Origin of the sequence: Clostridium sp. CAG:43, from assembly GCF_000434655.1 — a bacterium.
GTDB lineage: Bacteria > Bacillota > Clostridia > Lachnospirales > Lachnospiraceae > Otoolea > Otoolea fessa.
This window is the reverse complement of record NZ_FR895109.1, coordinates 3,072-3,299: the sequence shown is the minus strand read 5'-3', so window position 1 is coordinate 3,299 and position 228 is coordinate 3,072. Positions and strand designations below refer to the sequence as shown.

Annotated in this window: 1 protein-coding gene; it reads left to right on the top strand. The window is 54.4% G+C overall.

Annotation, left to right across the window (positions count from 1 at the left end):
• Positions 1–48: 48 nt before the first annotated feature.
• Positions 49–228: bifunctional adenosylcobinamide kinase/adenosylcobinamide-phosphate guanylyltransferase (locus QVO97_RS10385; protein WP_288189635.1), on the top strand; the 180-nt coding region annotated here is incomplete at its 3' end.

Below are 228 nucleotides of genomic sequence, written 5' to 3'. Positions count from 1 at the left end.
AAAGCATGGAAACTGCTGCAATTCGGTGAAAAAGAGGATAAATGAACGATGTTATATATAGTTACAGGCGGCAGTGGCAGCGGGAAGTCCGAATATGCCGAACAGACTGCCGTGCAGTGCCGGAACGGGAACGGTGGGACACTCTGGTATCTGGCGACGATGCGGATTTGGGATGATGAAGGCAGAAAACGGGTGGAGCGCCATCGGCGGATGCGCGCGGCAAAAGGG